Below are 25,840 nucleotides of genomic sequence, written 5' to 3'. Positions count from 1 at the left end.
TCACATGACATCGATCAGCATCATTGGCACCGGCAAGATGGGCTCGGCAATCGCCGAAGTCGCGGCGCGAGCCGGAGCGAATATCCAAATCATCAGACGCAGGGCTGGCGCCGGGTCTGCGCCCGAGCGTGCCGACGCGGAATACGGGGTTGCCGGCGATGAACTCACCGGTGACCTCGTCGTCCTCGCAGTTCCATATGAAGCGTACCCGAACATACTTGAGCACTATCGGGATCGACTCAGCGGCAAGATTGTCATCGATATCAGCAACCCCATCGATTTCACCACTTACGACGAGTTGCTAGTCCCGGCAGACTCCTCCACCGCGGTGGAACTTTCCAAGGCCCTCCCGGCCGGCGTGACAGTCGTGAAAGCGTTCAACGTCAATCTCGGAGACACACTCAGCACCGGCACCAATGGCACAACGCCCACGACTGTCCTGTTCGCCGGAGACGATCCAGAGGCGAAAATAGCAGTCGCCGCCCTCATCGAAGCGTCAGGACTTCGTGCGGTCGACACCGGCCCGCTTTCGCGCGCGAGGGAACTTGAGGCGATGGGCTTTCTCCAGATCGTGTTGGCCGCAATCGGGAAGACACACTACGAATCGGGATTCACCTTGCTGCCGTGAACAGAAATCAGCAATCTGATCCGTCACCTATCGGCTCTTCGTCGACCATGTGAGGTCAGTGATTGTAAGGGGCGAAGTACGGTGAGCTGGGTGTAGGGTCGAGGACCAGAAGCGCCAGCTGCGCTGGTCGCTGGGATGGTCGCCGGGGCGGACTCGATCGATGACATGGCCCTGCCGTGCCTCGGGGCATGTCGAAGCTCTCCCGCGGTTCGCTTATCGACGTGGACGACACGATCATCGAGGCCCACGGCACGCAAAGCAGGGCCCGGAGTACGGGTACTCAGGGGTCGGGGGCCTGAACGCCCTGCTGGCCACCGCTACCACCGAGGTCACCGCTTCATTCCCAAACTGGCCGGGCCGGACCCCGGCGGCCCGGAAACAGTGGCCCAAAATGAAGCGGCCGGACTCGACGACGACTACTCCTGCAAATAGGCAGCAGCTCAGAAAAGGTCGATTGTGACAGTCACTAGACAAAACTTAGGCCGAACCACACAATCCTGACGTTGAAGAGACGACCGCCCCGGCCCTGGAGCTCATAGGAAGATAGGGGGTGAACAAGCGACCCGTTCTTTCGGGGGATAAAATGGGAATGAAGCGTGGGGTGTTTATAGTTTCTTGCCCCACCAACGAAGTTCGAGTCCTGACCCGGGAGGAGGTCATCGCCGTCCGCAAGGGCGAGTCCGAATGGGAACAGCCAACGGGATGGTCCAACGGCTTGCACAAGAAGGACATCCTCGAAGCCGTCGACATCATGCTAGTAACCGACGCCGCATCGGTGAGGCCCTTGCCATCTGCTGGACGGGCATAGAACTCGAGTCCGAGAAGTCAAAACTAACGATCAATGGGATCGTCATCAAAGTCAAGGGCCCGAGTGGCCTGCAGATTCAGGACCAGGCGCTACTGTTGCGCGAGATTGTCCCAGACCCCCTACACCCCATATATGTTCGCCCGGGCTTCGGCGAAGCGACCACGGACCGTGCGGGCCCATTCCGAAGAAGCGGACGGCTCGTAGCTCCTTTCCAGGCGTCGGGCCCAGACCGGCGGGACCCTGTCCCCGCTTAATGCCCAGGCAGCCTGGCGGGCGGCACCGAGGGCCACGTATTCGCCCGCTTCCGGGAGGACGACCTCGGCCTGAAAGATATCGGCAGCAGCAGCACGAAGGGACTGCGACCTGGATCCGCCACCGATCAGTAGCACACGGTTCACTACAACACCCGCGTTTCGCAGGGAATCCAAGGCGTCGGCGAGCACGCACAACAATCCCAGTACAGCCGAACGGGCCATGTTTGCCCGGGTGAGTGCTGCCCGGGACATGCCCACAAGGCTACCTGTGGCGTGGGGGAGGTTGGGAGTGCGTTCTCCGTCAAAGTATGGCACCAGCGTCAGCCCGCCCGCATCCACCCGACCGACAGCGGCCAAGCGGTCAAATTCCTCCAGGTCAACGCCCAGCAGGTCGGCAGTGGACGAGAGAACACGTGCGCCGTTGATCGTGGCGAGCAGGGGGAGGTTGCGGCCCGTAGCATCAGCAAATCCGGCTATTGCACCGGAGGAATCCGCTATCTGGTGGTCCGTCGACGCGAAAATTGCACCGCTGGTTCCGACGGACACCACCACTTCGCCGGGCACCAGACCCAAGCCCAGCGCAGCTCCGGCGTTATCGCCACAACCAGCCCCGATCAGCGCCCCTGATGGCGTGTGCCCGGCAGCTTCGGATGGTCCGATGACTGTTGGAAGCTCCGGGACCCGACCAAAGGCTTGTTTCAAGACGTCTGTCCGGTAGCGGTTTTCTGGCACGGAGTAATAGCCGGTGCCAGATGCGTCACTGCGATCGGTGACGGGGGCGAAGGTCTTCCCGCCCAGCTGCCAAGTTAGCCAGTCATGTGGGAGCAGGACCCGGTGGACCTTGCTGGCAAGGTCAGGATGGTTCTGTACCAGCCAGGCCAGCTTGGTGATGGTGAAGGAGGAGACCGGAACAACGCCAATCTCATTGGCCCAGAAGTCTGCTCCGTAGTATTCCCTCAGCGACTCTGCCTGTGGGGCGCTGCGCACGTCGTTCCACAACAACGCGTCGTGAACAGGATTATCCGCAGCGTCCAGCGCCACCATGCCGTGCTGCTGGGCGCTGACGGACACAGCGTTCACGCCTTCCAGCCGGCTTCCGCCGGCCTGTTCCAGCGCTTCCCACCAGCGCTGCGGCGCTACTGCTGTGCCGTCAGGGTGCGGGGCCGACTGCTGGTCCAGAATTTCGCCGGTTTCTGCGTCCACCCGCACAACTTTGCAGCTTTGTGTTGATGAATCAATGCCCATAACTGTTTTACGTTCTGTCACTTTCATTCTCCAATGTGTCGTTTCTCCAGGGCGGAGTCGATAATGAAAGAAGCAATCAGGTCAGAACTGAGGGCCGCCAGGACACATCGTGCCCTCGACGACGCCCGAATGGGTCGGCGGTCAGCAGTAGTGACCCAGGCCGTCAAGGACTTGGAATCTCGCATAACGTACCCATGGAATGCCGACCTCGGCGAGCTACCCCCGAGTTTTTCATCATGCGCGCCAACGGCGCCGGGCCGCCTTCGCCAGCGAGGAACGCGCCCCCGCATGTGCCCTAGATCTCTTGGGCGCGCTCCACCATCCCATCTGCCATGGTTGCGAAGTTGGTCGCACGCGACAACACATCGGTAACCCTCAGCATCCTGGGCGCTAATTCTGGGCCAGCGACGCGATGGTTGCTACTGCACCGTGCTCTCGCAGCGACTGGGCTGCCGTTAGGTATGCCTCGACGAATCGCTGGTCTTCTGCCAGAAGCCCGAACAACTCCTCGTTGCGGATGAATGCCAGTGGATCCTCTGCCTGTCGTCTGGCTGAGGTGATGCGCTCGTCCTTGGCACGATCGGTGATCGTCAGCGGGTTGCCGTTCTCATCCACGCCTTCGCAGTATTTGGCCCAACTGGCCACAATTGCTGCTGAGAGCCCGATCTCACGGCCGGCTTCCAGGTTTTCGTGGACTACTGGCAAAAGGAACTTTGGTATGCGGTCGGATCCGTCGGTGCCAATCCGAGTAAGCGTGTCCCTGATGTACTCGTTCGAGAACCGCTCGATCAACGTGTTCTTGTAGTCATCGAGGTCCACCCCTGGGACCGGCTTGAGCGTCGGGGTGGCTTCCTTGTTCATGTACGCGAGCAGGAACTGTGCGAATTCGGGTTGATTGAACAATTCGTGCGCATATGTGTAACCGGCCAGCATCCCGAAATAACAGAACCCTTGATGGCTCGCATTCAGCAGTCGCAATTTCATTAGTTCGAATGGCTCCACGTCGTGCACGACCTGAACTCCGGCGTCTTCATACTCAGGACGACCCAGCGGAAAGTCGTCCTCGAGTACCCACTGCGTGAATGGTTCGCACACTACGGGCCACAGGTCTTCAATACCGAAGTCCTCTGCCACCATATTGCGGTCCTCGGCCGTCGTCGCCGGTGTAATTCGATCGACCATCGAGTTAGGAAAATGGACGGCGCCCTCCATCCACCGCCCGAGGTCAAGGTCTTTCAGCTTCGCGAACGTGGTAAACATTTTGCGGGCAACGTCACCATTGCCCTGGATATTGTCACACGACATCACAGTGAACGGTTTCAGTCCCCGAGCTCGCCGTCGTGCGAGTGCTTCGGTGACCAATCCAAACACTGTTTTGGGCACTGCTCCGGCCTGCAAATCCTGCACGATCTCCGCCGTGGACTTGTCGAACTCACCGGTGACTTGATTGAAGTTGTATCCGCCTTCAGTCACCGTCAATGAAACGATGCGCACTTGTTCGGAGGCCATCTTCTCGATGACTGCTTCCGGGCTGTCAGGCGCGAACAGATATTCGACTATTGAACCGATTACCCGGGGCTCTCGTCTTCCGTCCGAGTGTTTGAGGATCAGCGTGTATAGACAGCTTTGCTCATCCATGACACGCTTCATTTCTGCATCGGCGGGCAGGACGCCCACTCCGCAAATCGCCCAATCGTAGGCCTTTCCTTCGGCCATCAATCGGTCCAAATACATTGCTTGATGTGCGCGGTGGAAGCCACCGACCCCGAAGTGGACGATGCCGACAGTCAAGGCGGACCGCTCGTACGTTGGACCGGCCACATTGGCTGGTAGATGGTCCAACGATGCGGGAATGAGTTTCTGCACTGTGGCTACCTTTCTCGATCGACAAGTCTGTTCGGGCTCTAACTTTGCACGGTCATGCCCGGGGCCACAACCGCCTTCAGTGAGTCGGGCACTCTTCGGGCTAGTGTGAGTGCATCTTCGGTTTGCTCAAGTGTGAACCTGTGGGTGATGACAGCATCGACGTCCACCTTGCCGGAAGCGATCAATTCGAGCGCAGTGGGATATGTGTTGGCATACCGGAAGACGCCGAACACTTGTAATTCCCGGTTTTGTACGATTGGAACCTCAATCGATACTTCGTCCGGACCCATTCCGATGAGAACGGCGCGTCCAGCGCGATCCAGTGCCCTGAGGCCGTTCTTGAGGGCAGGAGCCGCACCGGAGCATTCGAGCAATACATCGAATATTCCATCCATCGCTTCTGAGGCGTTGACTGTACTGAATCCAAGGCGTCGGGCAACCCCGAGCCGGAAGTCGTTGATGTCTGTCAAGACGATCTGCGTAGCACCGAACGCACGTGCGACCTGAGCGGAGAACAGCCCAATCGGGCCGGCGCCAGTGATCAACACGCGGTCACCAGGCGTGATTTTGGCTTTGCGTGCCGCCCAAACACCGACCGACACTGGTTCGGCCATGGCTGCTTGTTCCAGCGTGAGTGAAGGCGGCGCCGTGAACGCGAACTTCTCATCTATGGTGACGTAATGGGTGATCGATCCATCGATGGGTGGCGTCGCGAAGAAGCGGACGTCTGGGCACAGGTTGTATCGCCCCGCCAAACATTGCGTACACTTTCGGCACGGCACGCCCGGTTCGAGTGCGACTGCCTCACCCACCCGCATCGGGTCGACGCCGGCTCCTACCTTCACGATGGTACCTGCGGATTCATGACCGATGACCATCGGCCTTTCCACAACGTATTCGCCTATACGGCCGTGCTCGTAGTAATGCACGTCGGAACCGCAGATGCCCACTGCGCCGATCTCGACGAGGACCTCGCCCGGTCGTGGGTCTTCGACCGGCCGCGCCTCGATGCGCAGGTCCTTCTCGCCGTAAAGTACGGCACTTGTATTGCTCAACATGGTGTGTCCTTTGCATGAAGTCGTTCTGGCGCCAAACCGAATGGGTTCGCCGAGTATGTGACGATCTGCCTGTTTATCGTGATGGTGCATGCTACTCGCCGGTCACGGCTCCCATTGAGAGCCCGGTCGCGAGATGTTTTCGCACTGCCAGGCCCACAACGATCATTGGCAGCACCGTGATCAATCCGAGCGCGCATAGTTGGCCCCAGTCGACGCCGGTTTGTGTGATTAGTGAACCGGCGGTCATCGGCAGTGTCTGAGAGGATGGGCCTGCGAAACTGGAGGCAAACGCGTAATCATTCCATGCGAAGACCAAACACAACACCGCGGTCGCGATGATACCCGGGATGGTCGTCGGCACCACGACCAGTCGAAATGCTTGCCATTTATTGCATCCATCGATTTGTGCGGCCTCCTGCAAAGAAGGTGGCACTTCGGCGAAGAAGGCACTCATGAGCCAAATCGCGAACGGCAAGTTAAACGTGAGGTAGGCGACAATCAAACCTAGGAGATTGTCAATCAACCCGACCTGTCGGAACATGACAAATAGTGGAACGATTACAGCTGCAATAGGGGCCATCCGAGTTGAGATGATCCAGAACGCCAGGTCCTTCTTACCTCGGCTCTTCCAATGACAAAGCCCATATCCGGCAACGACGCCCAGCCCAACCGCGATGATCGTTGACACGACCGACACGATCACACTGTTCACGATGAACGGACCGACCGAATTTCCGCCACTGAAGAGGTTTTGGAAGTTGACCAGCGTAGGGGCGAACAAGAATTCTGGAGTCGACGTTCGGATGGCGTTTTGCGGTTTGAACGCGGTGATCAGCATCCATATGAGCGGGATGACCGACCACAGGACTGCAACTATGGCTAGACCGCTCGCGACCCGGCGGGTGCGCGGCGAGGTCATGATCGTGTTACTCATTTCATGAGTCCTCTCCTGTCGAGTACCCGTACGAACACGTTCGCGATGATTATTGTGAACACCAACATGGTGATCCCAATGACGGCGGATTGTCCGATCAGTGTGGTGATGCCATCAACAGCCGTCGCCTGAACTTTTTCGTTGAGTTGAAGAGAGATGACCCATGTTGTATTGGCTGGTCCCCCGCCCGTGGTGATGTGGACGATGTCGTAATAACGTACGGCGTCCATCGAACGCACGAGCAATGCGACCAGCAAAACGGGCAAAATCGAAGGGATCACGATGGAAAAAAGTGTGCGTAGGTACCCTGCTCCGTCCACACTGGCAGCCTCAAGAACGGATGGTGACACTGAAGTCAAACCGGCGAGCACGATCAACGCAACCAACGGTGCCCACTCCCACATGTCCAGTGTGGTGACTGCGAGCATGGCGGTAGTCTGAGAGCCGAATACGCTTTGGTGGGCACCGACGAGATGCAATGACTCCATCACCCACGAGTACAATCCGATGGTCGGATCGAGCAGGAAGTTGCCAAGCAATCCGACAGTGATCGGAGCAAGAAACATGGGCAGCAACACGAGCGAGAACGCCAACGATTGTCCTCGTCTCATTGAGTTGAGGATGAGCGCCAGGACGGTGCCGACGATCATCTCCATGCCAACGGCGAGCACAAAGAACAGCAGCGTAACACCCCACGAATGCCACGTTGCGGGATCAGTGAGCACATCCGACCAATTCCCAAAGCCGTTCATGGACAGACTCACGCCACCGAGCAGCCGCACCTTCGCGAAGCTCATTGCGATGAGCATGATGAAGGGGAGCACCGTGATCAATACAAGGACGAGCAGTGCAGGCAACATCATTCGCAACTCGAAGCTCGGCCATCGTCGTCGTGGGGCTTTTCTGCCGACGGGTGTCAGAGCCCGCGAATCGCGGGCTCTGGCGATGAGGTGCTCGCTCATTTAACCGTTGACCTTATCGAATTGGCTTGCCATTGCCTGCATGGTGGTGGTCGGATCCTGCGAGCCCGCGATCATCTTCGAGAGATTGGTGTAGACGATCGTGTCCAGTTGGTTCCAGGTCGCCACCTTCGGTCGCAGTCCGATGTTTTCCGGCTTCCAAGCCTCGAGCACGGCGCTAGCTGTGAGCATGTTCGGCATATCACTTGGTCGCTTCTCGGCTTTCTTGACCTCCGCCATGTCGTAGACCGAGGTGCGGGTCGGTGTGCCGCCGCCCTTCGCGGACTTCAACGTCATGACCTGGGTCGCTGGCGATGTCGCCCAATTTACGAACAACCAGGCTGCACCCTGCTCGTTGCCCTTGGCATTTGCATTGATACCGATACCTGTCCCGCCCCAGTTGTTCGCGGAGCGCTTCGGGCCGGTCGGAAGGATCGAATACCCGACTTTTCCGGGCAGCGACTTCTCGTTCGTAGCCGCGTATTCGTGCCAGTTCGGGCACATTGCAACCTGTCCAGCCGCGAATGCGTTGCCCAGCCCATCCCAGTCCCACGTGGTCGAAGACGGATGCGCGACCTTGAGCAGTTTGTCGTAGAACTTGGCCGCGTCCAGTGCCTGTGGGGTCGTAAGTGTCGACTTGCCTGGGTTCTGCGAGCCCACCGTGCCGATGTCAGGCACGTCGAAGTAGTCAGCGCCGTAAGCCCACAAAACATTGGAGAAGTCACACTGGAGCGAGTCGTGCTGCTTGGCCTGGTGTCCGGTGCCGTATGGCACGTCAGCTTTGGCGTTTTTGTTGAACCAATCTGCTATCTGATAGTACTGTTCCCACGTAATCTTGCCGGAAGGAGTCGGATCAAATCCAAGGTCCGCCTGCATCTTCGACTTGTACTTATCAAAAAGGTCCTGGCGGAACATCCAGATCATGGTCGGGCAGTCATACGGAAGTGCATAGAGCTTGGACTTGCTTTCGAATCGTCCAGCGGCATCCAACGCAATGAAATCTGCGAGTCCCTTTTCCACGGGCGGATACTTCTTATCGTTCACGAACTGATTGAGGTCCGTGAGTCCTTGGCTCAAGGGGGCGAGTACCTGGTAGGGGTCGGCGTAGACCACATGATACTGCGAGGTGCCGCCCGACATGTCGAGCTTGACTTTCTGCACTAGATTTTCCAGCGCCATTTGGGTGATGTTAACCTTAATACCCGTCAGGTCTTCGAAGGGCTTGCTGTTAGCCGCGATGGCCGCCGATGGTGCTGTGTTTTCTGAAATGAAGTTGATTGTGGTTCCGCTGAATTGCTTCCAGCCTGATCCGCTTCCACTCGTTTTCGCTGAGGGAGTGCAGCCTGCCAGACCCAGTGCTGCCAGACCAAGCCCTGCGCCGAGCCCTGCGCTGAGCACCGTGCGACGTGCCATGCCGGTGTCGGTTTGTGTCTTGTCCATTGTGATCTCCTAGTGTGTAGTTGTGTCTTTGTTACTCGCCACGGGAGTGCTGTCATAAAGTTCCGCAGTACTACGGCTTGCTACCAGAGGGTGTAACCTCCATCGATGACGAGAGTTGAGCCGGTCATGAACGATGAGGCGTCGCTCGCGAGGTATACGACGCTCGGTGCGATCTCCTCGGGCGTCGCATAGCGTTGCATGGGTACGTCATCGATCCAGTACCGCCGGAATTCGGGGCGGTCAACTGGGGCCATGTCCGTCTTCACATAGCCGGGTGCGAAAGCGTTCACGCGAATGTTGAACGGCGCCCATTCGGCGGCTAGCGACTTGGTAAGTTGGTGCACTGCGGCTTTCGACGCGTTATATGCAGGCTGCATCTGCGGCCGATTGACGATTATCGCGGAGATTGACCCGATGTTGATGATGCTGCCGCCGCCGTTATCCTTCATATGGGAGCCGGCGGCGCGGCAGCACTTCCATAACGCACGCACATTTAAATCGAATACGCCATCCCATTGTTCATCCGTAACATCGAAGGCCGGGGCGTGATAGCACACGCCAGCGTTGTTGACGAGGACGTCGAGTCCTCCGAGCGCATCGACCGCGTCTGCCGTCATGGTCATGACGGCAGCATCGTCGGTGATGTCGGCGTCGATGGCGGTAATGTGATGTCCGGCATCTGCTGCGTCACGGACTGTGGCCTCGTTGCGTTCGTGGTTGCGCCCAGAAATGGCTACGCGTGCACCAGCATCGGCGAGGGCGAAAGCAAACGCCTTGCCCATGCCCTGGTTACCGCCGGTGACGAGGATGCGTCGTCCATCCAACGAGAACTTATCAAGAACACTCATCCGACACCCGATTCTGAATGACTTCATGCGGCCAGTCACCCTCATAGCGTCAGCGGTGCCGCATTGTGACTTGAGCTTACCCACGGGAGTTCGCGCCAAGCTAGCGTGGCTTATGCTGGACTTTGATACTATTTTGCGTACTGGAGTGGTCCGGTGGCGGTATCTCGACGACCAATATGACGTTCAGGAGTGGCGGCAAATGACGGAGCGACTGTCCAGGCCGACCGATGCCGGTGTCGATGCCGTGCGAATGCTCGAGCAACCCGCTATCCGCGAAGTGGTCCCCCGGGATCCGCGGATTTCCGCGCGCTGGCACTCACACGACTATCCCAGCACCTATGCCAAGTGGAACTATCATCCTGAGTATGAGATTCACCTGGTCCGAGAATCTACAGGGCATTATATTGTAGGCAACGGTATCGGTATTTTCTCGCCTGGTCAGGTTGTGCTCGTCGGACCAAATCTGCCGCATAATTGGATCAGTGACGTGTTGCCTGGCGAAGTTGTGGTCGGGCGCGACGTTGCTTTCCAGTTTCTGGGTTCGTGGCTCGATAGTTGCCGGGAGCAGCTACCCGAGTTGAATGAACTCGGTCCGCTGCTCGCGCGTTCGACGCGCGGCATCGAGTTCTTCGGAGCGACCGCAGCACGGGCGGCAGAGGAGCTCGAAGCGATAGGCGTAACTGCTGGCGTCAAGCGATTGACTCACATCTTAAGGGTGCTCGACGTGCTTAATTCGGCCCCGCAAACCGATTTTCGAGCCCTCTCTGCCGAGGGTATTCGACCTCCGGACGATCCGCATACAGCAGATGTGATGAACCGCGCCCTTGATTATATCTTCCAAAATATGCACGGTAGTGTATCTTTATCCCGCGCCGCGTCTATGGTCGGAATGTCGGAATCCGCGTTTTCACGGTATTTCAAGCAAGCGAGCAGTCAGACTTTCACGGACATAGTGCGCAAAATGCGTATTGCACACGCATGCAAACAGCTTCGCTTGACGACAAAGTTAATTTCGATTATTGCAAAAGAATGTGGTTATTCAAATATATCGAATTTTAATAGACAATTTATGAGAGAACAGGGAATCACGCCATCGGGCTATCGGGATTCTAATAGGGTTTATACAAGTTCCCAATGACGCAGAATCGCGATGGCGACGTTACGTCAAGGTGGCCATGATTCGGGGCGCGTTGCCGCGCCGGATCTGGCCGGAATCCTCCTGCTAAGTCACGTCCCGACGTCTGTTTTGTACTAATTGATTTGCAGTTAACGGGTGGCTCTTGGTGATCAGTCGAGTGTTGGGTGGCCGTCCGGCTCGTCTATGAGTTGTTGAAGGCATTCGGCTTGCCGTTTCTTGTCGGCAATATGGCGGAGCCCTTCTCCGCATTGCCCTGTCCTCCCGAGAAGACAACTGGGCTGGGGGCTCATAGAAAGACACGGGTAATCAAGAGCCCGTTTGGGGCTGGGTAAGGTGGAAAAAAGCGTGGGGTGTTTATAGACTCTTGCGTCGGAGAACAGCGGGTCGCCCCAGCGGATGACCGGCGCCCAGCTGTAGCCCTTCGGGACGTTGAAGGCGTCCACGGACGCGTCGACGGGCTTGATCGGGGTGAAGGCGAGCTTGCCGTCCTTGCCGTGGCTGCCGGCGTCGCCCGTGGCGCCATGGGCGGGCACGGCGCCCTGGACGACGACGGCGGCACTGAGGGCGCCGGCGAGCCCCAGGCCCAGCGCGGAGCGGCGGGAGAACTCGGCCGAGGCGATGTCGCGAAAGTAGCTGTTGGCGGAGGTGTTGCAGACAGCCTTGGAGCAGGCGTTGTCGCATTTGAGGCTGCAGGTGACGGCGCTGCGCTTTCCTCGGATGTGGCCGAGCATGGGCAGGAGCGTTTTCAGGTCGTTCATGGCGGACCTTTCGGATGCGGGATGATGCCTGCAACCGTGCCAAGGTGAAGGTACGCGGCGGTGGTTTACAGCTGAACGCCGCCTTAACGGCCCGCGAACCCTGCATGGGGGAACGCACGAGGCCGGCACGCGCCTTGCGCTGCCCCGTACGGCCGGGGCGCGGCGAGCCGACCGTTGAGTGGCCGGCGCACGGTCCTTCCCGCACAAACCGACAGTTGAGTGACCCAGCGACGACCCGGCCCGCCAAACTCCGCGTCCCTTAGCGGATGTGCGTGCGGCGCCCGTGCCCTCCGTAAATGGCAATCATGCTCATGATCACTGTCACGACGATCATGCCGAGACCTATGTAGCCGAGTGTCACCATGTCCATGGCCCATCAACTCCTTCATCCGCGCCGGCATTCCGGCCGGCTGGCGGACCTTCCCCTGGCATTGCCTTCTTGTGTCCGCTTCCTCCATCATGCCCCTGTTGGTCGGGGGACTCCATAGTGCGACGGCACCACGCCAAGGGGCAGGCCGGCATCCCGTTGGGCGCGCCGGCCGTGGCACGTGCTGCGGGACGCCGGGCGGCGGCCGGGCACCTGCTTGGGCCTGCCGTCGGTACGGACGACGGCGGCGGGAGACGCTGCGCCCACGGCGCTCACTTCCCCTTGGCGAGGTAGGCCAACGCCGCTACCACGTGCGCCTGCGTGGCCACCCCGAGCGTGGGGTCGATGGCCGGGGCGAAGAACGGTGAATGGTTTGCCGGGATGTCCTGCGCCACCGTGCCCTGCTCCACCGCATCGCGGTAGACGTCCCGCGGCACCGACCCCACGACCCAGTACACGTACGGCACCCCGAACGCATCCGGCACCCGGCTGAAGTCCTCCGACGCCGTCTGCGGGGCGGCGTGGTACACGACGCCGTTGCCAAAGTGGGCCGTGAAGGCCCCCGTCACCTTGGCGTTGGCGGCGGCGTCGTTGGTGGTCAGCGGGTACTGGTCGTAGTATTCAAACTCCGGTTCCCTGGGCGAGCCGGCCGCGGCGCATTCCCCGCGCACAATCCGCTCGATGGCGGCGATGACGCGCCCGCGCAGCTCCGTGTCATAGGTGCGGATGTTGAGCAGGAGCACGGCGCGGTCCGCGATGATGTTCGGCTTGGACCCGGCATTGGAGGCCCCCACCGTGACCACCGCGAACTCCCCCGGCATGGTCTCGCGCGAGACGATGGTCTGCAGCCGCAGCACGATCGAGGCGGCCAGCACCACCGGGTCCACGGAATTGTGCGGCATGGACCCGTGCGCGCCGCGGCCGTGCACGGTGATCCTGATCGAATCTCCCGCCGACAGGATGGGTCCGGCCGTGGTGCCGATGGTCCCGGCCTCGGTGGCCATGACGTGCTGGGCCAGCGCGACGTCGGGCCGGGGCACCTTGGCGGCCAGTCCGTCGTCGAGCATGGCGCGGGCGCCGGCGGCGGTCTCCTCGGCCGGCTGGAACAGCGCAATGTACGTCCCGGACCAGGCGCCGCGCTGGTCGGCGAGCAGCTTGGCGGCGCCGAGGAGGGCGGTGATGTGCATGTCGTGCCCGCAGGCGTGCATGACGCCCACCGTGGAGCCGTCGCTGTCGGTCCCCGTGGCGGTGGAGGCGTAGTCCAGGCCCGTGGCCTCGGTGACGGGCAGGGCGTCGATGTCGGCACGGGCCAGCACGCACACGCCGGTGCCGTTTTCCAGGACACCCACGACGCCGGTGCCCCCGATCCGCTGGACGGCGTAGCCCCAGCCGGTGAGCCTGTCCTCAATGGCCCGGGCGGTGGCATGCTCCTGCAGACTCAGCTCGGGCTGGCGGTGAAAGTCCTTGTAGAGCTCGCGCTGCCACCCCAACTCCTGCTCCAGCGTGGCGAGAACTGCATTGAAGTCTGGCATCCGTCCACCTTCCTGCAAGGCCGGACCGCCACCCTGCTGCGGTTCAGCTGCGGCACGTCCCGGGCATTTACGTCATCCCGTGCGGGCTCAAGACTACGGACAAGGCCCTCGAGTGCAACGGTATTCCCCGCTCCATTCGATGTCCACACGCCGGCGCAACAAGTCGGACGGCCGCGGCCGGCCACCACCGGGTTGACCCGCACCCAGGGGTGGCGCCACCTTCGTTGCTGTTCGTCGAGGTGGCGAAGCGCCTGCCCATGGCCCAGACGGGGCCGGCTCAGAACAGACGGGCCAGTTCCTCGTCCAGGGCGTCCCTGTCGAAGGCCTTCGGGTCAAGGGTTTCCCCGCGCTCGAGGCCGAGCCAGTCGCGGAAGTCCTCGTGTTCCTCGTGGCTGGGATCGTTGGCGGCCGCCACCATGGCAGCCCAACCCCAGACGCCGCCACTGTCCTCGAGTGGGGCCGCGCCGCGGCCTCCGGTGCACCGCACTGCACGGGCACCGGCGTCGGCAGGCAGGACCTTCTCCACGCTGATGGAGTGTTCCCAGTTGTCGCCAAAGTCGTAGGTGTAGGTGACGCTGTCCCCTTCGTTGGCCAGCAGTTCCCGGATGGCGACGCCGGCCTCCTCGATGGGCGGGCCGCCAAGCCCCTCTTCATCCGCGGGCCCGTACTCGGGCCCGAGCCACCCCCCGACCTGAAAATTGTGCATGTGGCAGTCCTGCCACGCAAAAGAGGCCTGGATGATGTGGTGGAGTTCAGCCAGTGTCAGGTCGGAGCGGACCAGCAGACGGCGCCAGACGGGCGGCTTGGATCCCTTGAGCATGACCTTCAGCTGCAGGATCGGCGCCTTCGGGTTCCGCTTGGGGGCGGGCCTTGGCCGTTTCCTCGCTTCCGACGGCGGAACAATGCGAATGTCCGCCCGTTCGAGCTCGACTTCCGACCCGTCCTCAACGTTGAGTGACCCCTCCAGCGCTGCCGCCACGCAACCGACGACAGCGGGCGGCACGCTGAGGTGGTCGCCGATGGCAAGCAGGCCGAACTCCGCCAGGTATTCCAGGCGGTGGAGCAAAATGCGGCCCGTCATCTCATCCCCGAATTGTGGGCCGGACTCCCCACCCTCCCCGCCGGCCGGGGCCGTGAGGGACCGGATCCGCTCCATGGCCGGCGGCGTGTCCGTCGTGGCTGCAACCAGGACCGCCGTTTCGATGGCGGCGGCCTCAAGCATCCACGGATTCCACACTTCTTCGCCCTTGACGGCCAGTTCGATGAAGGAGGTGGTGAAATCGCGCAGCACGGCAAGCTTGTCCTCCCCCGCGGCCTCCAGGTAACTTTCCGCCAGGGGTGTCAGCCAGGCCCTGGTGGCACCGATCTCGATGAGGAGTGCCGATTGCAGGGCGTTCCAGAACAGGGCCATGGACGGCTCGTCATTCATGGACTTGACCGTGCGGGCGGCGTCGCTGCCCGCCGCGGGATCGTCGAAAAGTGCTTCCTGGGAGTCCTTGGCCTTGTGCGCCGAGAGCCTGGCACCCCTGACGGCCAGGCCGATGGCTGCGCCGGCCCCCTCGATGTCCTTCATGCGCAGCCAGCCTCTGGACGTGACATCCTTGCCCGTGCCAATCCACCTCAGCAGCGCGTCCAGGCGCTGGGCCAGCACGGTGCCGGACAGGCCGGCCAGTTCCTCCGCCACGGTCAAGTCCGGGACCACGATGTCGGGGATGCCGCCTTCCCAGCCGTCCTCGTCGTCGTCCTCGTAGTCCTCGTAGTCCTCGGAGAAAAGGTCTTGAATGGCGTCGAAGTCCTCCGTGCTGCCTGTCCAGGCGTCCGTTTCGCTGAGGAACTCGAGGTAGCCGTGGATTGATTCAACGGTGAATTCGAGGAGGTCCGCGTCGTCCTCATCAACCCCGCCCATCACTTCGTCCAAGGCCAGGGCGAACGGAACGGGTTCAAAGCTCGTGACCTCGGATGCCGGGGAAGCCTCAAAGTACGCGGTGACCAAGGCTTTGACGGGTTCCAGAACCACCATGGCAGCGCCTGCGGGCAGGTCCTGGGTGCCCTCAAACCAACGCACAAAGGCCGGCGTCAGGGCGTCTATTCCCCGCGCTGCCCGCAGTGCACTGACCGAAGTGGAGCCGCGCGCGGCGTTGCTGCGATGCCTGGTCTTCTTTGCCATGTCTCCATGCTTCCATGTCCGGGGCCGGTCAGGCGACCCGGAACGGCAGCGGCACGGAGAGCCTGTTGTCCGAAATCAGTCGGGCAGCCGCGGCGTGACGCCGAAAGCCTTGCGGCCGCCGCCCGCATGGACGAAGGTGGAGGCATGACTACGCTCCCAGCCGGTGGTGGCGCCGCGGCCCTGCTGGCGGCCTGCCGGCTCGTCTCGACGGACCCGGAGGAGAGGGCCCGGGCCTCCGTGGACCGGTCCGGCTACGTGCCCGGCGGCGTTCCGGACGGGATCGTCTACGCGGAATCGGTGGACGACGTGGTCGAGGCGCTGCGCCTTGCCACCCGCTACCGGGTCCCGATCGTGCCGCGCGGGGCGGGCACGGGCCTGGCCGGCGGGTCCTCCGCCACGGCAGGCAACGTGGTGCTGGATGTCAGCCGGATGAACCGGATCCTCTCCATTGACCCGGTGGAGCAGCAGGCCGTGGTGCAGCCGGGCGTGCTCAATGCCGAAGTCAATGCCGCCGCCTCGCGGCACGGACTGTTCTATGCCCCGGACCCGGCCAGCACGGCGATCTGTTCGATCGGCGGCAATGTGGCCACCAACGCCGGAGGGATGTGGTGCGCCAAGTACGGGGTGACCCGCGAGTCGGTGCTTTCCCTGCAGGCGGTCCTGGCCGACGGCCGGATCCTGACAACCGGCCGCAACACCATCAAGGGCGTCAGCGGCTACGACCTCAACGCCCTGCTCATCGGCTCGGAGGGAACCCTGGGCGTTGTCGTGGAGGCCACCCTACGACTGCGGCCCAAACCGTTGCGCACCGCCACCGTGGCCGCCTATTTCGCGGATGCGGCGGCCGCCGCGCAGGCGGCGTCGGCCATCATCGCGGCCCGGGTCCAGCCGGCCATCCTCGAATTCATCGACGGCGGGACGCTGGCCGCTGTGGACGCGATGATGGGCACCGGCCATGCCATCCGGGGAAACGCCTTCCTGCTCGCCCAGACGGACGGCTACGGCGCATTGCTGGAGCAGCAGGTCCTGGTCGAGGCGATCACCCCGTTCGCCCTGTCCATTGAACAGACCGACGACGACGCCCGGGCCGCCGAGCTGGTCGCCGCCCGGCGCAACGCCATCCCCGCCCTGCAACTGCTGGGCCGCGTCTCCATCGGGGACATCGGCGTCCCGCGCAAGCGGCTGGCCGAGGCGGTTGCGGGCCTGGCCGAAATCTCCGCCCGGACCGGGGTGAAAATCTTCGTGATCGCGCACGCCGCGGACGGCAACCTGCACCCCATGGTGGTTGTTGGCCACGACGAATCCATCACGGAGGGGCCGGCCAAGGCCGCCCTGGGGGAGATGTTCCACCTTGCCCGCCGGCTCGGCGGCACCCTGACCGGCGAACACGGGATCGGCGTGCTGAAGCAGGACTGGCTCAAGGAGGAGGTGGGCGGGCTTTCCCTTGAGTTGCAGCACAAGATCAAGGCCGCCTTCGACCCGCTGGGCATCCTGAACCCCGGCAAGGGGATCTGACGCCGCTCCACAAGGCCCGTCACGGGACGGCAGTCGGCTCCGAGCGCCAGGAGCAGCCACTACGGTCCAGTCAGCGCGGGGCGGCTCCACCGCCCGGGTGCCGGCGCCGCCGGCGGACGTCAATAAGCGTTTGTCGGCCCCTGCACCTACGATTGTCCTTGGACGCAGTTGAAGCCAATGGAACGGTGCCGTGGACTACTTTTCGATCAACTCCCTGCGGGAGGCGCACGCGGGATGGTCGCTGCTTCGCGCCCAAAATGCTCCGCTCGCGCTGACATTCTTCATGGCCGCCTTCACCGACCCCAACCAGCGCAACCTGGGCCGCCAGGACCTTGTCGACGCCCTGGACGACGTCCTGTTCAGCCTGCGGGACTCCCTCGGCGAGGACAGGTTCCCGCGCCCCGCCGCCGAATACCTGGACGACTGGGCGGAACCGGAGAAGGCCTGGTTGCGGAAGTTCTACACGGACGGCCGTGATGAGCCCGTCTACGACCTCACCGCCGCCACCGAGGACGTGATCCGCTGGGTGGAGGCCCTGCGCGGCCGCGATTTTGTGCCGACCCAGTCGCGCCTCTCCAGCATCTTCAACCTGCTCAAGACCCTGGTCCACGGCTCGGAAACCGACCCCGAGGCCAGGCTCGCCGAACTGCAGCGCCAGCGCGACGCCATCGACGCCCAGATGGAGCAGATCCGCTCCGGCGACATCCCCGTCATGAGCGGCCCGGAAGCGGTGGACCACTTCCACCAGCTCACCACCCAGGCCAAGGACCTCCTGGCCGATTTCCGTGAGGTGGAGGCGAACTTCCGCAAGCTGGACCGGAGCCTGCGCGAGCAAATCTCCCTGTGGGAAGGCGGCCAGGGGGACCTCCTGGAATCGATCTTCTCCTCCCAGCAGGACATCAGCGGCTCCCTGCAGGGCCGCACCTTCCAGGGCTTCTGGGACTACCTCATGTCCCCGCAACTGCGTTCCGAACTCCACGAACTGCTGGAACGGGCCACCCGGATCGACGCCCTCGCCACGCAGGACGGCCTCCCGCAGATCACGTCCATGCAGAACGACTGGCTGCCCGCCGTCGAACAAACCCAGGCCACCGTCCGCCAGCTCTCCGCCCAAATCCGCCGGCTGCTGGACGACAAGGTCTTCCTGGAAAACAAGCGCATCATGGTCCTGATCCGCAGCATCGAGTCCGGCGCCGTGGCCGTCCGCGCGACCCCGCCGCCCGGCGCCTTCGCGGCGCTCTCCGGCCACGGCGTCCCCGTGGCGCTCCCCTTCGAGCGGCCCCTCTACGAGCCGAGCCGGCAGGTGGCCATCCACGACGGCGTGGACGTCGCAGAAGACCTGGACGTCGACGCCAACGCCTTGTACACCCAGTTCCATGTCGACCCGCAGCGACTTGCTGGCAACATCGACGCCGTCCTGGCGCAGGCCGGCCAGGCCACGCTGGCGGACATCACCGACGCCTTCCCCCTCAGCCAAGGGCTGGCCGAACTGGTCACCTACTTCCAGCTCGCCACCGAATCCACCTGGGCCACGATCGACTCCGAGCGGTCCCAAACACTGTCCTGGACCCTGCCCGACGGCAGCCTGCGCGAGGCCACCGTGGACCAAATCATCTTTGTGAGGCCGACATGACCCCAGACCCCTTCACCCCCGACGACGCCGGCACGCCCGATGCGTCCACCGCCCCGGACGGCCTGCCCCTGGCCATCACCCGGCTGTTCAAGGGCGTGGTGTACCGCGAGGCGGACGAAAAACTGTGGCAGCGGCTCACGGAGCTCTCCGCACAAGCCCGCGACTACGTGGCCGTGCTCGGCCTGGAACTGGTGCTCGACGACACCGAGGGCTACGCCTTCCTGCGCTCCAGCCCCAACGCCGACCCCGAGCTGCCGCTGCTCATCCCCCGCCGCCAGCTGACCTTCCACGTCAGCCTGCTGCTGGCCCTGTTGCGGGCCCGGCTGGCCGAATTTGACCAGCAAAACAGCGAAACCCGGCTCATCATGACAACGGAGCAGATCGGGGACATGGTTTCCGTCTTCCTGCCCGAATCCAGCAACGAGGCCCGCATCCAGGACCAGCTGGCCGCGAACATCAAGAAGGTCACGGAACTGGGGTTCCTGCGCAAGCTCCGCGGACAGGAAGGGGCCTTCGAGGTGGCCCGCATCCTCAAGGCCTACGTGGATGCCCAGTGGCTGGAGGAATTCGACGCCCGCCTCGCCGACTACCGCGCGGCCCTTGGCGGGCCGGCCGTCCAAGGCGGGCAACCCGGCGTCGATCATTCACCAGGAACAGCAGGACTTACCGCAAAGGAAGCCACCGCATGAGCACCCAAGCCGGACTTTTCAGCCTGGATGACCTCACCGAGGACGACGCCGGCACCCGCCCGGGCTTCCGGCTGCACCGCTTGGAGCTGCTCAACTGGGGCACCTTCAACAAGAATGTGCGCACCTTCCGGCTCGACGGCGAGAACAGCCTGCTCACCGGGGACATCGGCTCCGGCAAGTCAACCATTGTGGACGCCATCACCACGCTGCTGCTGCCGGCGAACAGGATCGAGTACAACAAGGCGGCCGGGGCGCAAAAGAAGGAACGCAGCCTCATGTCCTATGTGCGCGGCTTCCACAAGAGCGCCCGCAGCGGCATCGGCGACACCTCCCGCCCGGTGGCCCTGCGCGGGCCGGGCAGCTTCACTGTGGTGCTGGGCGTCTTCCACAATGCGGCCCTGGACAAGACCGTCACCCTGGCCATCACGCTGTGGGCCACGCAGGAGGCCGGCCAGCCAACGCGCTTCTACTCCATTGCCGAGGGCGCCCAAAGCATCAAGGCCGATTTCTCCGACTTTGGCACCGACATGGCCAAGCTCAAGCGGCGCCTGCGCAACGACGGCGTTGCCGTCTTCGACGTGTTTGAAAAGTACGCGGCCGCGTTCAAGCGCCACTTCGGGATCGGCTCGGCCCAGGCCATGGACCTGTTCCACCGCACGGTGTCCATGAAGCAGGTGGAGAACATCACCCACTTTGTGCGCACCAACATGCTCGAAGAGGACGACGTTGACACCCGGATCAAGAACCTGCTGCACCACTTTGACGACCTGAAGAAGGCGCACGACGCCGTGCTGCGGGCCAAGGACCAGATCCGCATGCTGGAACCCGTCCGGGACAACGCCGCCCGGCACCACTCACTGACCGCGGAGTACGACCGCGCGCACGAGCAGCGCGAGCAGCTCTCGCCCTGGTTCACCACCAAGAAGCTGGAACTGAGCGAAGCACACCTGCAGGAGCTGGAACGCGCCTCGGCCCGGGTGGCTGCGGAACAAAACACCCTGACGGCCGAGGTGGGCCGACTCAACCGCGGACTGGCAGACCTGCGCGACGACATCCGCAACAGCGGCGGCGGCCGGATCGCCGCCATCGAAGGCGAACTGGCCCGGCTGGCCATTGAGTCCGGTGCCCAGCGTGAACGCTACGGGTCCTACGCCGAGGCCGCCACGGTCCTGGGCCTGTTTGAGCCCGAGGACCAGGTGGTCTTTGACGCCAACGCGGCGGCCCTGCCCGCCGTCGAGAAACGGCTGGCCGCGGACAACAAGGAACTTCAGGGGCGGCGCACCGCCCTGGACCGGCAGCGCTCCGAGGCCTCCGAGCAGGCAGCGGACCACACGGCCGAGCTGAAGAGCCTGCTGAACCGACAAAACCTGCTGCCCGGCTGGTTGATCGCGCTGCGCAAGAAGCTGTGCGACGGGACCGGCATTGCCGAAGCCGAGCTTCCCTTCGCGGGCGAGCTGCTGCGTGTCCGCGAATCCGAGGCCGCCTGGGAAGGCGCCGCGGAGCGGACCCTGCACGGCTTTGCCCTCTCGCTGCTCGTGACCGGCGAACACTACGCCGCCGTCAGCGACTGGGTGGACGGGAACAACCTGCGGGCCCGGCTGGTCTACCTGAAGGTGGGCGGGAACCCCACCCCGCGCCCCGCCTCCCCGGACACGCTGGCGGGGAAGATCGGCATCAAGCCGGGGACGCCCTTCCGGGAGTTCCTGCTCGACGAGCTGGGGCGCCGCTTTGACCACCAGTGCTGCGCCACCATGGCCGACTTCCGCCGCTACCCCAAGGCGCTGACCATCAAAGGCCAGCTCAAGGGCGGCGGCGGGCGCCACGAAAAGGACGACCGCAAGGAACTCACGGACCGCTCCAGCTACGTCCTGGGCTGGGACAACCACGACAAAATCGCCCGCCTCCGCGCCGCCCTGGAAACAGCCGAGGGCCAGGTGCGCTCCGCCGCCGACGGGCTGGACCGCATCGACTCCCAGCTGGGCAGCCTGGGACGCCAGCAGCGGCTCATCGGCACGGTGTCCGCCGTCGCCGGCTTTGCCAGCCTGGACTGGCGCGCCACGGCCCGGACCATTGAGGAGCTGGCGCGGGAAAAGGCCGCCCTGGAGTCCTCCAGCGACATTCTGCGTGAGCTCACGGACCGCGAATCCGCCACCGCCGCACGGCTGGAGAAGGCAGCCGGCAAGCTGGGCACTCTGGCGGAGCGGGTCGGCGCGAACAGGAAGGGCATCCAGGACCTCACCGAACAGATCGAGGAGTGCCGCGATTCCCTCGCCGAGGCGCCCCTGACGGACGACGCCGGCCTGCTGGCTGAGCTGGGGAGGCTCGCCCAGGCGGCACTCGAGTCCGAGGTGCTCACATACAAGAACACCGCCAAGATGGAAAGCAAGGTCCGGGACAAACTCACGGCCAGCATCGACGCCCTCAACAAGCAGGTGATCCGGGCGTCCGAGACCACCATCCGGTTCATGGCCGATTTCCGCAACAAGTACCCTGCGGAGACCACCGAGCTCGACGCCTCGCTGGAGGCCGCCGGGGAGTTCAACACGATCCTGCAGCAGCTCGTGGACAACGACCTCCCCCGTTTTGCCGAACGGTTCAAGGAATCGCTGACGCAAAACACCATCCACGAGATCGTGGCCTTCAACGCCTTCCTGGATTCCCGCCGGCAGGACATCGTCTCCCGGATCGGGGAAATCAACGAGTCCCTGGCCCGGATCGAATACAACCCGGGCCGGCACATCCAGCTGGAGCCGCAGGCCACCTCGGACGCCGAGGTCCGCGAGTTCGGCAGCGAGCTGCGGGCCTGCTCGGAAGGCTCCATCGGCGCCCAGGAGCAGTACTCGGAGCAAAAATTCCTGCAGGTGGAGGCCCTCGTGGAGCGGTTCCGCGGCCGGCCGGGCCTGACCAACCTTGACGAGCGCTGGACGGCCAAGGTCACCGACGTGCGCAACTGGTTCACCTTCTCCGCCTCGGAAAAGTGGACCGAGACCGGCGAGGAGCACGAGCACTTCACCGACTCCGGCGGGAAGTCCGGCGGGCAGAAGGAGAAGCTGGCGTACACCATCCTGGCCGCCGCCCTGGCCTTCCAGTTCGGCATCGCCGCGGGGCCCGGCAACCAGCGCTCCTTCCGCTTTGTGGTCATCGATGAGGCCTTTGGCCGCGGCTCCGACGAGTCCGCCAAATACGGGCTCGAACTGTTCAAGCGGCTCAAGCTCCAGCTCCTCATTGTCACGCCGCTGCAAAAGATCCACGTCATTGAGCCGTTTGTGGCCAACGTGGGCTTCGTGGCCAACGAGGCCGGCGACGATTCCCAGCTGCGCAACATGACCATCCACGAGTACCGGGCCGAACGGGACAAGCGTGGCAGCTAGGGCAACCGGCTGGACCACCCCGGCCGACGTGCGGGCCGCCTCGCTCCGGTCGTGGAACAGCGGCGAGCTGCTGCGCGAGGCGACGGCGCCCACGGGCGTCCATCCCCGGCGTCGTGCCATCAGGCACCCCAGCGCCGCGCAGCTGCGCACCGACTATGCGCTGGCCGCGGCGTGGGCCGCCTCCTGGGAGCCGGCGCCGCGGGGCTGCGCGCTGGAGCATGCCCCGGTGGGAGCGAACACCATCGGGGTGAACATGCTGCCGTCGGCCGCCGTGTTTGGCACTGCCGCGGACGAGATCGCCTTGCTGGGCCTGGGCCGGGAGGCTGCACGGTTTGCGGAACTGGCCCGCAGCGTGGCGGAGCTCCATCCCGCCCTGGGTGCCTGGGCGCTGCGCCGGCCGCTGGAACTTCTCAAACAGGGCCCGGACGCGCTGACCTCGGCCCGGGTGGCCCTCTGGCTGGCCGCGAATCCACGTCCCGGAATCTACCTGCGGCAGCTGTCGCTGCCGGGCGTTCACACCAAGTTCGTCGAAACGCACCGGCGGCTCATCGACGAGCAGCTGGCCGTGCTGGCGCCCGAGCGTGTGCCTGCCGGGAAGAACTACTCCCGCCGGCACGGCTTCCTGCACGCCCCGGACAGGGTCAGGCTGCGTTTTTTGGACCCCGCCGCGGCGCCCGCGCCCGGCCTGGCGGACGTGGAGGTCACGGCCGCCGGATTCTCCGCCCTGGACCTGGACGTGGACCGGATCGTCACCACGGAGAACCTGGTCAACTTCCTGGCCCTGCCCGATGCGCCGCGGACCCTGGCCGTGTTTGGCGGCGGCTACGGCTTCTCCGGGCTGCGGGACGCCGCCTGGCTGGAAGGCGCCGAGGTGCTGTACTGGGGCGACATCGACACGCACGGCTTCCACATCCTTGACCAGCTGCGCAGCCACCACCCGCACGTGCGCAGCATCCTGATGGACGAGGAAACGCTGCTGGCGCACCGCGACTTTTGGGGCCGCGAGGACACTCCCACGCATGCGGCCCTGTCACATCTCACTGCCGAGGAGGCCGCCCTGTACGCGGCCCTCCAGACGGGCGGGTTCGCACCGCAGCTGCGACTGGAACAGGAACTCTTGCGCTGGGACTACGTGCTGGGGCGGCTGCCCTGATGCGCGGGGGTGCCCGCGGGACCTCCCCGGAGCAGCATGGTGAAGCCCCCAACGCCGGATGGGCCACCCACCAGGACGCCGGACTCAACCCCGCCACAGACGACCCCGAAAACCCATCCTTCCAACCACCAAGAGGAAACAAGAATTACGCCGCGTAATGGGACCTGACCTCTTGGCCCCACCATTGATGTCATCAACATGACGGCCACCGGACCCGGGGGCGCCTTGCCCCACCGGCTGCCGCGCTAGTCCCCGGCGGCCGCGCTGATTTCCCGGCGCAGGCGCGCGAAGCGGGCGCTTTCCTTTTCAATGCTGGCCGCCTCGCGCGGCGCGTACCCGGCAGCCTCAAGGTCGCCCACAGCTTCAACGGCCCGCTGGAAGCGGTCAATCCCGGCATAGAAGGCCCGGCGCCGGAGTGCCTTGTCGCTCGGCGACTGCCCGCCCGCGCCGCAGAAATAGGCGATGTACTGCTGGGCCTGCATGGGCACGGCCACCTCCTCGCACAGTTCCCGGAGGTCCTCCGTGGCGTGGTCCAGTTCCGTGCGGCGTGCGGCCGTGGCAAGTTCAGTCATGGTTCCATCATCCACCCAGCGGGGGCCGCCAACGTCCGCCTTCAGCGAGCCGGACAACGTCCGCCGTCAAGAGGGAGCTACTTCGGCGCCCCGTCGGCCAGCCCCATGAACATGGTCCGGTGGAGCGTGTCCACATGGCGCCGGGAGATCTCGACCGCATCCCCTACCTGCCCGTCCCGCAGGGCGGCCACCAGCTGGACATGGTCCTGGTTGGAGGCGTGCAGGCTCTCGATGGGGTACGGGATGAAGTATTCATACAGCTCCAGGAGGACCTCAAGGTAGGCCTCCACGGCGCCGCCCAGTCCGGAAGCTCCGGCCACCAGGCGGTGGAATTCCTCGTCCAGCTGGTGGTACCTGGACCAGCTTTGTGCAGCGGCCATCCGTTGCGTCAACGCGTCCAGCCGCGCAAGCTGTTCCGCCGAAACATTCAACGCCGCGAAATGCGTGACGGCGCATTCCGCCAGCAGCCGGCGGTCCACCAGGTGGTGCACGCGGCTGAATTCGGCCGGCGGGGCCGCCAGCGCGGCCAGCACGGCGCGCGGCGGTTCATCCGCCACAAAAGTGCCGCCGTTGCGGCCGCGGCGGCGCACCACCACACCCTCCTCGGCCAGGCTGGTCAGTGCCCGGCGGGCCGTGATGGGGCTGACCGACAGGCCCAGCGCCACCTCATCCTTGTCCGGCAGGCGCTCCCCGGGCTTGAGCAGCCCCAGGTAGATGGCGGTGCCGATGCGCAGGCGCACGGCGTCCATGGCGCTGCGCCGGTCAAGGCCGGCCAGCGCGGCGCCGTCGATCGGCGAGGCCTCCCCGCCCACTCCTGAATCCAAGCCCATAAAGATCACTGTAGGGGAATTTTCCCACCCCCTTTCCTTAAGGGATCAATATGATCTATTATGAATCAGGTCACA

At 63.7% G+C, this 25,840-nt stretch carries 19 protein-coding genes and 1 pseudogene; 8 read left to right on the top strand and 12 right to left on the bottom strand.

What is annotated here, in order from left to right:
* The first annotated feature begins 4 nt into the window (after positions 1-4).
* Positions 5-628: an NADPH-dependent F420 reductase gene (locus tag G6034_RS11280; protein ID WP_176635211.1), complete on the top strand. Its 624-nt coding sequence runs from the start codon at positions 5-7 to the stop codon at positions 626-628.
* Between the two features lie 550 nt (positions 629-1,178).
* On the top strand, positions 1,179-1,436 hold the full coding sequence (locus G6034_RS11275) for a hypothetical protein (RefSeq protein ID WP_176635210.1): 258 nt from the start codon (positions 1,179-1,181) through the stop codon (positions 1,434-1,436).
* 119 nt (positions 1,437-1,555) lie between these two features.
* Here the strand turns inward: G6034_RS11275 and xylB are convergent, their stop codons facing one another.
* From xylB to G6034_RS11240, 7 genes are all read right to left on the bottom strand, one after another.
* A complete protein-coding gene (xylB, locus tag G6034_RS11270) occupies positions 1,556-2,962 on the bottom strand; it encodes a xylulokinase (RefSeq protein ID WP_176635209.1) in 1,407 nt (468 codons plus the stop codon).
* Between the two features lie 363 nt (positions 2,963-3,325).
* Positions 3,326-4,801: a mannitol dehydrogenase family protein gene (locus tag G6034_RS11265; RefSeq protein ID WP_176635208.1), complete on the bottom strand. Its 1,476-nt coding sequence runs from the start codon at positions 4,799-4,801 to the stop codon at positions 3,326-3,328.
* Between the two features lie 38 nt (positions 4,802-4,839).
* Complete coding sequence (locus tag G6034_RS11260) at positions 4,840-5,859, bottom strand: NAD(P)-dependent alcohol dehydrogenase (RefSeq protein ID WP_176635207.1); 1,020 nt, start codon at positions 5,857-5,859, stop codon at positions 4,840-4,842.
* Positions 5,860-5,950: 91 nt separating this feature from the next.
* The gene (locus G6034_RS11255; RefSeq protein ID WP_176635206.1) at positions 5,951-6,793 is read right to left on the bottom strand and encodes a carbohydrate ABC transporter permease; all 843 of its coding nucleotides are present in this window, start codon (positions 6,791-6,793) and stop codon (positions 5,951-5,953) included.
* Positions 6,790-7,755, bottom strand: coding sequence for a carbohydrate ABC transporter permease (locus G6034_RS11250; protein WP_218063832.1), 966 nt, complete (start codon positions 7,753-7,755; stop codon positions 6,790-6,792). Before G6034_RS11250 ends, G6034_RS11255 begins: the two co-directional genes overlap by 4 nt.
* The gene (locus G6034_RS11245; protein ID WP_218063831.1) at positions 7,756-9,192 is read right to left on the bottom strand and encodes an extracellular solute-binding protein; all 1,437 of its coding nucleotides are present in this window, start codon (positions 9,190-9,192) and stop codon (positions 7,756-7,758) included.
* Between the two features lie 80 nt (positions 9,193-9,272).
* Positions 9,273-10,040 carry an SDR family NAD(P)-dependent oxidoreductase gene (locus tag G6034_RS11240; RefSeq protein ID WP_176635205.1) on the bottom strand — a complete coding sequence of 256 codons (768 nt, stop codon included), beginning with the start codon at positions 10,038-10,040 and terminating at the stop codon, positions 9,273-9,275.
* A gap of 112 nt (positions 10,041-10,152) precedes the next feature.
* Between G6034_RS11240 and G6034_RS11235 the strand changes: the two genes are divergently transcribed.
* Positions 10,153-11,178 carry an AraC family transcriptional regulator gene (locus G6034_RS11235; RefSeq protein WP_246295695.1) on the top strand — a complete coding sequence of 342 codons (1,026 nt, stop codon included), beginning with the start codon at positions 10,153-10,155 and terminating at the stop codon, positions 11,176-11,178.
* 356 nt (positions 11,179-11,534) lie between these two features.
* Here G6034_RS11235 and G6034_RS11230 read toward each other — a convergent pair.
* The 3 genes and pseudogenes from G6034_RS11230 to G6034_RS11220 all read right to left on the bottom strand — a co-directional run.
* Positions 11,535-11,936: pseudogene (locus G6034_RS11230) on the bottom strand (phosphatase); the annotation flags it as partial.
* A 639-nt stretch (positions 11,937-12,575) separates the two neighbouring features.
* Positions 12,576-13,835: an amidohydrolase gene (locus G6034_RS11225; protein ID WP_176635204.1), complete on the bottom strand. Its 1,260-nt coding sequence runs from the start codon at positions 13,833-13,835 to the stop codon at positions 12,576-12,578.
* A gap of 277 nt (positions 13,836-14,112) precedes the next feature.
* The gene (locus G6034_RS11220; RefSeq protein WP_176635203.1) at positions 14,113-16,002 is read right to left on the bottom strand and encodes a plasmid pRiA4b ORF-3 family protein; all 1,890 of its coding nucleotides are present in this window, start codon (positions 16,000-16,002) and stop codon (positions 14,113-14,115) included.
* A 144-nt stretch (positions 16,003-16,146) separates the two neighbouring features.
* Here G6034_RS11220 and G6034_RS11215 point away from each other — a divergent pair, with 144 nt between their 5' ends.
* The 5 genes from G6034_RS11215 to G6034_RS20310 all read left to right on the top strand — a co-directional run bounded on the left by G6034_RS11215 (position 16,147) and on the right by G6034_RS20310 (position 24,363).
* Positions 16,147-17,517 (top strand): FAD-binding oxidoreductase, encoded by a 1,371-nt coding sequence (locus G6034_RS11215; RefSeq protein WP_176635202.1) that lies wholly within the window; start codon positions 16,147-16,149, stop codon positions 17,515-17,517.
* A 190-nt stretch (positions 17,518-17,707) separates the two neighbouring features.
* Positions 17,708-19,150: a DUF3375 family protein gene (locus G6034_RS11210; protein ID WP_176635201.1), complete on the top strand. Its 1,443-nt coding sequence runs from the start codon at positions 17,708-17,710 to the stop codon at positions 19,148-19,150.
* Positions 19,147-19,839: a DUF4194 domain-containing protein gene (locus tag G6034_RS11205; RefSeq protein WP_176635200.1), complete on the top strand. Its 693-nt coding sequence runs from the start codon at positions 19,147-19,149 to the stop codon at positions 19,837-19,839. The genes G6034_RS11210 and G6034_RS11205 overlap by 4 nt, the downstream gene beginning before the upstream one ends.
* Positions 19,836-23,210, top strand: a complete 3,375-nt coding sequence (locus G6034_RS11200) for an ATP-binding protein (protein ID WP_176635199.1) — start codon at positions 19,836-19,838, stop codon at positions 23,208-23,210. Before G6034_RS11205 ends, G6034_RS11200 begins: the two co-directional genes overlap by 4 nt.
* Positions 23,200-24,363: a Wadjet anti-phage system protein JetD domain-containing protein gene (locus G6034_RS20310; protein ID WP_176635198.1), complete on the top strand. Its 1,164-nt coding sequence runs from the start codon at positions 23,200-23,202 to the stop codon at positions 24,361-24,363. Before G6034_RS11200 ends, G6034_RS20310 begins: the two co-directional genes overlap by 11 nt.
* A 245-nt stretch (positions 24,364-24,608) precedes the next feature.
* Here the strand turns inward: G6034_RS20310 and G6034_RS11190 are convergent, their stop codons facing one another.
* Both G6034_RS11190 and G6034_RS11185 read right to left on the bottom strand, forming a co-directional pair.
* Positions 24,609-24,935 carry a hypothetical protein gene (locus G6034_RS11190; RefSeq protein WP_176635197.1) on the bottom strand — a complete coding sequence of 109 codons (327 nt, stop codon included), beginning with the start codon at positions 24,933-24,935 and terminating at the stop codon, positions 24,609-24,611.
* A 77-nt stretch (positions 24,936-25,012) separates the two neighbouring features.
* Positions 25,013-25,765 (bottom strand): FadR/GntR family transcriptional regulator, encoded by a 753-nt coding sequence (locus tag G6034_RS11185; protein WP_176635196.1) that lies wholly within the window; start codon positions 25,763-25,765, stop codon positions 25,013-25,015.
* Positions 25,766-25,840 lie beyond the last annotated feature (75 nt).

The sequence above is a fragment of the Arthrobacter wenxiniae genome, from assembly GCF_013376105.1.
Taxonomy (GTDB): Bacteria; Actinomycetota; Actinomycetes; order Actinomycetales; family Micrococcaceae; genus Specibacter; species Specibacter wenxiniae.
Note: the sequence above shows the minus strand (reverse complement) of the source record. Positions and strands in the feature narration are given on the sequence as shown.

Excerpts from the sequence above, each read along its gene's own strand:
- G6034_RS11245 (WP_218063831.1), bottom strand. The coding sequence starts at position 9,192 with ATGGACAAGACACAAACCGACACCGGCATGGCACGTCGCACGGTGCTC.
- G6034_RS11235 (WP_246295695.1), top strand. The coding sequence starts at position 10,153 with ATGCTGGACTTTGATACTATTTTGCGTACTGGAGTGGTCCGGTGGCGG.
- G6034_RS11185 (WP_176635196.1), bottom strand. The coding sequence starts at position 25,765 with ATGGGCTTGGATTCAGGAGTGGGCGGGGAGGCCTCGCCGATCGACGGC.
- G6034_RS11255 (WP_176635206.1), bottom strand. The coding sequence starts at position 6,793 with ATGAGTAACACGATCATGACCTCGCCGCGCACCCGCCGGGTCGCGAGC.
- xylB (WP_176635209.1), bottom strand. The coding sequence starts at position 2,962 with ATGAAAGTGACAGAACGTAAAACAGTTATGGGCATTGATTCATCAACA.
- G6034_RS11190 (WP_176635197.1), bottom strand. The coding sequence starts at position 24,935 with ATGACTGAACTTGCCACGGCCGCACGCCGCACGGAACTGGACCACGCC.
- G6034_RS11200 (WP_176635199.1), top strand. The coding sequence starts at position 19,836 with ATGAGCACCCAAGCCGGACTTTTCAGCCTGGATGACCTCACCGAGGAC.
- G6034_RS11225 (WP_176635204.1), bottom strand. The coding sequence starts at position 13,835 with ATGCCAGACTTCAATGCAGTTCTCGCCACGCTGGAGCAGGAGTTGGGG.
- G6034_RS11205 (WP_176635200.1), top strand. The coding sequence starts at position 19,147 with ATGACCCCAGACCCCTTCACCCCCGACGACGCCGGCACGCCCGATGCG.
- G6034_RS11240 (WP_176635205.1), bottom strand. The coding sequence starts at position 10,040 with ATGAGTGTTCTTGATAAGTTCTCGTTGGATGGACGACGCATCCTCGTC.
- G6034_RS11220 (WP_176635203.1), bottom strand. The coding sequence starts at position 16,002 with ATGGCAAAGAAGACCAGGCATCGCAGCAACGCCGCGCGCGGCTCCACT.
- G6034_RS11215 (WP_176635202.1), top strand. The coding sequence starts at position 16,147 with ATGACTACGCTCCCAGCCGGTGGTGGCGCCGCGGCCCTGCTGGCGGCC.
- G6034_RS11250 (WP_218063832.1), bottom strand. The coding sequence starts at position 7,755 with ATGAGCGAGCACCTCATCGCCAGAGCCCGCGATTCGCGGGCTCTGACA.
- G6034_RS11280 (WP_176635211.1), top strand. The coding sequence starts at position 5 with ATGACATCGATCAGCATCATTGGCACCGGCAAGATGGGCTCGGCAATC.
- G6034_RS11260 (WP_176635207.1), bottom strand. The coding sequence starts at position 5,859 with ATGTTGAGCAATACAAGTGCCGTACTTTACGGCGAGAAGGACCTGCGC.